The 6,316-nt window shown below is 31.5% G+C and carries 9 protein-coding genes and 1 pseudogene; all 10 read left to right on the forward strand.

The window, feature by feature from the left end; genetic code table 11:
- Nucleotides 1-313, forward strand: a pseudogene (locus F0310_RS05290) (hypothetical protein); the annotation flags it as partial.
- Nucleotides 314-444: 131 nt separating this feature from the next.
- Nucleotides 445-1,725 carry an anti-CBASS protein Acb1 family protein gene (locus tag F0310_RS05295; RefSeq protein ID WP_182117929.1) on the forward strand — a complete coding sequence of 427 codons (1,281 nt, stop codon included), beginning with the start codon at nucleotides 445-447 and terminating at the stop codon, nucleotides 1,723-1,725.
- Nucleotides 1,726-1,754: 29 nt separating this feature from the next.
- A complete protein-coding gene (locus tag F0310_RS05300; protein ID WP_182117930.1) occupies nucleotides 1,755-2,462 on the forward strand; it encodes a DUF1357 family protein in 708 nt (235 codons plus the stop codon).
- A gap of 44 nt (nucleotides 2,463-2,506) precedes the next feature.
- Complete coding sequence (locus tag F0310_RS05305) at nucleotides 2,507-3,139, forward strand: DUF228 domain-containing protein (RefSeq protein ID WP_182117931.1); 633 nt, start codon at nucleotides 2,507-2,509, stop codon at nucleotides 3,137-3,139.
- Nucleotides 3,140-3,172: 33 nt separating this feature from the next.
- A complete protein-coding gene (locus F0310_RS05310) occupies nucleotides 3,173-4,135 on the forward strand; it encodes a hypothetical protein (protein WP_182117932.1) in 963 nt (320 codons plus the stop codon).
- A 2-nt stretch (nucleotides 4,136-4,137) separates the two neighbouring features.
- Complete coding sequence (locus tag F0310_RS05315) at nucleotides 4,138-4,557, forward strand: DUF3890 domain-containing protein (protein WP_182117933.1); 420 nt, start codon at nucleotides 4,138-4,140, stop codon at nucleotides 4,555-4,557.
- A complete protein-coding gene (locus F0310_RS05320) occupies nucleotides 4,554-4,931 on the forward strand; it encodes a DUF1506 family protein (RefSeq protein ID WP_182117934.1) in 378 nt (125 codons plus the stop codon). The genes F0310_RS05315 and F0310_RS05320 overlap by 4 nt, the downstream gene beginning before the upstream one ends.
- Nucleotides 4,932-5,315 (forward strand): hypothetical protein, encoded by a 384-nt coding sequence (locus tag F0310_RS05325; RefSeq protein WP_232535983.1) that lies wholly within the window; start codon nucleotides 4,932-4,934, stop codon nucleotides 5,313-5,315.
- A 3-nt stretch (nucleotides 5,316-5,318) separates the two neighbouring features.
- On the forward strand, nucleotides 5,319-5,891 hold the full coding sequence (locus tag F0310_RS05330; protein WP_182117935.1) for a DUF764 family protein: 573 nt from the start codon (nucleotides 5,319-5,321) through the stop codon (nucleotides 5,889-5,891).
- Nucleotides 5,892-5,923: 32 nt separating this feature from the next.
- The coding region (locus tag F0310_RS05335) for a DUF787 family protein (RefSeq protein WP_182117936.1) at nucleotides 5,924-6,316 on the forward strand (393 nt) is incomplete at its 3' end.

The following is a 6,316-nucleotide window of genomic DNA, read 5'->3' on the forward strand; positions in this document are numbered from 1 at the left end:
TAAACTTGACACTAAGATAGATAATGTTAAAGCAGAACTTAAAGAAGATATTAATAAACTTGATACTAAAATAGACAATGTCAAAACAGAACTTAATGCTAAAATAGACAGTGTTAAAACAGAGCTTAGTGCTAAGATAGATACTAAATTTGACTTGCTAGTTGATAAATTTGAAAATGCAAGTAGAGCTAATAGTGTTATTTTAGGAGTATTTATAACTATATTTGCAGTATTATTATTACCAATTATTGGAGATAAGTTAGTAGACTTATATAACAAAATTACTAAAACACAAATAGAACAAAGCAAATAGTGCTTGTAGCACTATTTGCATAAATCCCCACAAATTTTACTTAATCAGATAAAATACAATTATTTTTGATAAATATTGACAAAAGCGTCAACTTTTTGTTGAAAAAAAATGTTTTTTGTTAAAATTAATATATGAACAAAAATGCAGAAGACTTTCTAGAAGAAGAGAAAAGGTCAATAGAAAAGGATAAGCAAAATGCACATAGTCTTTATGAATACTCTGTATTTTTCAGGAATTATATTGAAAGCACACCAGAAGATGCACTAAAGAATGGTATTTCACTTAACTCATTAGATGGCGAGGGTGCCAGAACAGATAATACGACAATGCTTTTAGCTAAGACTTTAAAAGTAAGCCTTAAGAGTGCATTGCGGCAGGCTATGATAAGTCATAGATTTTATGGCTTTGGATATATTTTAATTAATACAAGTGGAATGGATGATGATCTTAAGTTAGAAGTTAATCGTGATATACCTACAGGATTTACATTCTTAGATCCACGCAAAATAGTAGATAATCACCCTAAACTAGATAAGCCTTATATTGGATATTTACGCAATGTGTATAGCAAGGATAAGGATGAGACTAATACTAATATTCAAATACACAAGAGTAGGCTTATTATGTATGAGAACTACGATATAATTTTGGATCAATTTGTTCCTGTCTACTCACAAGGATTACTAACAGGGTTTAAGCTTTTTGAAGATATTTATAGACAAATAAATAAACGAATTGGTAACTTTACCTTCCTACACTACAATGATGAAACGCTAGTTGAACTTATGAATTCACTAGAAGAGATGCAAGAGAAGGCTAACAAGCTTAGACAAGGTAATAATTCTTTTTTCAAATTCTTAACTTCAATAGGAGGTGGTGGTGATAGCGATTATACAAATAATAGAATGCAATCACTAGGGCATACAAGTGTGGCACTAGAGCAAGAGTTAACTAAAATCAAGGACAAATTAAATAATGATGGAATATTTTATACTTCAAATGAAAAGGCTAGATTAGAGGTAGTAAAATATGACCTTGCTTTCCTAAAGGATGCATTTGAATTAGTTAAGGCAAAAATTGGTGCTGATACTAAAGAACCATTAACTCGTAGCTTTAATGAGCAAGTTAAAGGCTTGGGCAGTGATGGTAAGGGAGATAGGACAAATTACTATGACTATCTTAAAAGCGTTCAGGAAGCTGTAGAGATTGCTGTTAATAGTAAACTTAATCTACATTACAACCTTGATATGAAGTTTAATGATATAGAGGTTCTAAGCATGAAAGAGCGTGTGGAACAAGAGACATTATTTATTGATGCATATACCAAATACCTAACACTTATAAAAGACTCAAGGGTTAAGGATGAGCAGGCAGAATATATTAAAAGTAATTTATCAATATTGGCTAAATAAGTAAAAGAGACAGAAAAAAGGAGGGATTTATGGATAAAACTTCAGAAGTAACAAGTCCTAAGAGTTTAGCTGATGAGGCTAATACTATTAGCAAGAAAGACAGGGAAGCATTTAGTATTTCAAAAGAAGAGTATCAAAACCTTATTGATACCATTAGTGCACTTAGAGATGAATTTAGGATAAGTAAATCTAGCATTAATGAAGGTGGAAGTGAGCTACCAAGGCTATCAATTGATGAGCAAGTGGCAAGAGAGATTGCAGCTAATAAGAAGCATGAGATTACACAAAAAGAGCTTGCTGATAAGGCCAAATTCATTAGTGAAGTTGATAAACTAGCACAAAAAAACCTAGCCCCTAACTTTAATACCGAGAAGTTAGAAAGACAAAACTATACAACTGATGAGATTTTAGATGCTCAAATTAAGGCTTTGATTAAAAAATATGTGCCTGAAGGTACTATCTTAGCAATAGCTGGCACTAGTGATTTGGGTAAAATCAATATGGGTAGTAAGCTTTTAGGTCAATTATTTAGAGTTGCTAAAGACAACATAAAGAAAAGAAAGAGTGAAGATAACTCATACAGAACACTATACAACACCTTAACAGCTCATCATAGTGGTGAGATTAAGAGTTTCCAAAATAATGGTGAGAATATCATATCAGAAGATGACTTTAAATATGCAAATGTAAATCATTGGAAAGAGAGTAGAGAAAAATTACAAAATAAAGTCTCTTAAAATACCAGTTAGTAAAAAGAAGCACTAAAAAGGAGGATATAAATATGTCAACAGATACAACAGAGTTGCAAAAACAAATACAGAAATTGCAACAAGAGAAAAGTAATCTTGAAACACAATTGCAGCAAGAGAAGGCTAAAAACACAACACAAAGCAAACAACAAGATGCTCTATCTATGCTTAAGAGTAAGGGTAGTAAAGACAATATTAGACCTACAGTCAAGATTGAACATGATTTTGTTGAACAAAATAAGGGATTTGCAAGTCATGCATTAACTAAAATTGACACTTCTACAAGGACTGAAGCATTGCCTTATAAGGGTTTTTGCCACAAGATGGGAGTAAAGCTAGTAGGTGACACTAATTATGAGAAACAAGTTGAGGCAGGTGGAGGTGATGACTTATATGTTGTTTGCGTTAATGTTGATGAGTACGTGAAAGTAGCACACATAGTACGAACAGTATGTCAAGGGCATTTTGTTTGTGCTAACAACAACATAAAAGCAGGCGACAAACTAGTATTTCAAGATAAGGGAATATTAGAAAAGGCAGTCAAGAGCAAGCATACATATGCTCATGCAACAGCCGTTAAAGATTCATTTGAGTTTAGCGACAAAAAGGGTATTTATGGGGTGGAGATTGATTTTCATGGATTTGTTGCACCAAAAGTGAATTAAACAGATTCAATATAAAAAAGGAGAATATAAGTAATGTCATATCTAGATGATAATTATTATGCAAGAAGAGTCTCAGAAGCTCTTGTAGAGAATAAAATAAAGATTCCAGAATTTTATAATTGGTTTGACCCTAAGCAGGTAATTAATACAGATATAACATCAGGGCATTTAAAGACAACTAAGTGGGAAGCTTTTGTACAAGATACACCTACCGCAGTATCTAATGGAACTAATGTTGTATCTAATATTCAATTTAGAAGCGTTACAACACAAACAAGCTTCTTATGGCTACAATACACATTCAATCATATAAGACGAGGTGCTGAAGAGAAATATGTTAAGAATGGTTACATGGGTGATTCTAATAGTAATATCTTGCCATTTAAAGAAGCATATATAAAAGCACATAGTCTAATAGACAGAATTAGGTCTACATTTTTCTTGTTAGGTTACATATCTATTAATAAAGATGGTAAATATCAAAAGATTTTACTCAATGATACTAAGGGTAAACCTAATATGTTTGGACTTCTTAATACACCAAATCAAGTTGTTAAAAATATCATATCTTCTAATGCAAACTCACCAGATAAAATACTTGAAGCATTTAAAGAAGGGCTTGCAGAAATGAACCTAGAAGAGTATGCATACTCACCAATAATGGTATTAATGGATAACCAGACAAGTCTTAAGCTTAATGCTTATGATAATAATGGCAATAAAATTGCTTACAAAGATATGCTAATAAAAGACCTTGCAAGCATTAATAATGGTAATAAAACAACAATTAGAACAACACCATTATTAAAAGATAAGATAATAATATTTTCTCTTCAACCTGAATTATTGCTCATAAATGAAGGAGTACCACCTATAATTAATGAATTTGTTGAAAAAAGACCTAATGACATGGAAACTAGTTATATTGATTTTGTTATTGGTAGTACCATGGCACTTGATAATACAATACTTGTAATTAATATAGGGGATGTATAGAAGTGCATGAATTAGAATCTGGCAATAGTAGAATTAATGATATACATTGCCGTATTTTAGGGCTTTTAAATCTAGACTTAAACGACTTATCTTTTAAGGACTTTAAGTCTTATATTTCTCTGCTAGAAGATATTTTGGCAACAAAAAGAATAGATTTTACTATTCTTTCTCCTAATGAGTCATTCCTTCTTATCTACTATTTTATAGCATGTCAACTCCTTAAAAGAGGTCAACTTACAAATTTTACATTTAACCGAATTAAGGCTGAAAAGTTGGGTGAATTATCAATAGAGTACTCAGATCCGGCTCGTAATAAGGATATTGATAGTAAAGATTTTTGTAATAATTTTACTGAATTAGTAAAAGATTTAGCTAAAAGAGTAGGAACAGGGCACCGACGGGTAATAGGAGTAATATCATGAGTCAAGCTTTACAAAGAATAAGTAAATCTAGCAATAGAGTAATTAATCACTTTAAGCAAGAGCTAGATTTTTACAAACAAATTCTAAGTAAAGATGAGAATTATAATACAATAAAAAAGGAATACTCAACCCTACCTGTAAAGTTTACAGGCAGTCTGTCTTCATTAAGTTTAAAAGAACTAGATTATTTTGCAAGTTTAGGGGTAAAAGATTTTACTTCTTATCTTAAGTTACATACAAATAACATAGATTTAGGAATAAAGTCAGGTGATAGGATAGGCATTAAAAATCACTTTTATTTGGTTGAAACTGTAAAAGAATATACAAGGATAGGTATCACATACCTAGAAATCATTATAATAGAGGAGGCCTGAGTGGTGACTCTAGTGAAGGCCATAGAGATTGGTTGGTTTGGACACGATATGGCTAACCTTGCAAGATTTCATGAACTTGGTACAAGCAACTTGCCTGCAAGAAGTCACCTTTATAAGGCATACAACAGCACAGAATTTCAGCAAATAATTCATTCTATTCTTAAGAAAGCTATTTTAAATAAGAAAAGCATTAAGGGTGCTCTTGAAGAGATTGCAACCATATTTATTATCTATTATAAGGATTTTGTTTTAAGCAAGCAGGTTACACCTAAACTTAAAGATGCAACGATTAAGGCTAATCGTGCTAAGGGCAGAAAACACCCAGACACACCGCTAGTTGATACGGGTATGATGATAAGTTCAATTGAATATAGGCACAAGTAGAGTATGTTAATAGATTTACATGAAACACAAATATATATATCCCAAATCTTGCAAGCATTTGCCTCATATTTACTGGAAAGACGTGGAATTAGTATCCAGATTATCAATATCATAAATCATCCATTCTTAGAAGATATCAATACTAGTAGCTGTAATGTAGTAGCTATAAAAATTATAGATTATGGCAAACTAGGTAAGCGTGAACTTAGAAGTGGGGGCTTTTATGATAGTGTTAATGAATATGAGCTTATAATGAGCATATATTTCATATGCTTTGCTAATTTAGTTAAATATGATGAAGCAGAAGCTAGCCAAAACCCTATTGATTTACTTAATCGAATGACTCTAATGTATCAAGAGTTTAATTCATTCCTACACAATACTTCAAACATTTTCAAATTCAGCAAAAGTATAGATGAGAAGCATACCTTAAAGATAAAGTATGTGATACACCATATAGGACGCTTTACTCTAAATGCTCCTGTTACAATTAAGAGCAAATATAGTAATAAGGCAACCGCTAGCAATATTGTAACAAGAGTTGATGTCCAGGTTATAAAAGAGGAAATAACTTAACATAAAGCTTAAACATAAAAAGGAGGTTAAAGATGCCAAAAGACACAATTAAAGTCAATTTAGTTGATAATGCAATACAAATGAATGTTATAAACTACTACAGACCACTACTAATATTTAAAAGCGAAGTATTAGATGGCATAAGTCTAAGTCTTACAAGCAATGCTTATGAGGATAGGGTAGCAAGTCTTAAGATGATATCAAGTGTGTCTGGTGATACAGGTAAGCAACAAATAGCCAAGAGTGAGAAAAATTTACTAAAAGATGCGGCAAAAGACTACTTTAATGAGAACGGTTTTCGATCTCTTGATATCCTTATTTATAAGGCAATTAAAGAAGTTAAGGAATATCTTTTAGTAAACTTACATCCATTTGTATGTCTTATAAATCCTTGTGAAGAAAAACACACAGCAGATATCATTTCT

This window comes from Borrelia sp. A-FGy1, from assembly GCF_014084025.1.
Lineage (GTDB): Bacteria > Spirochaetota > Spirochaetia > Borreliales > Borreliaceae > Borrelia.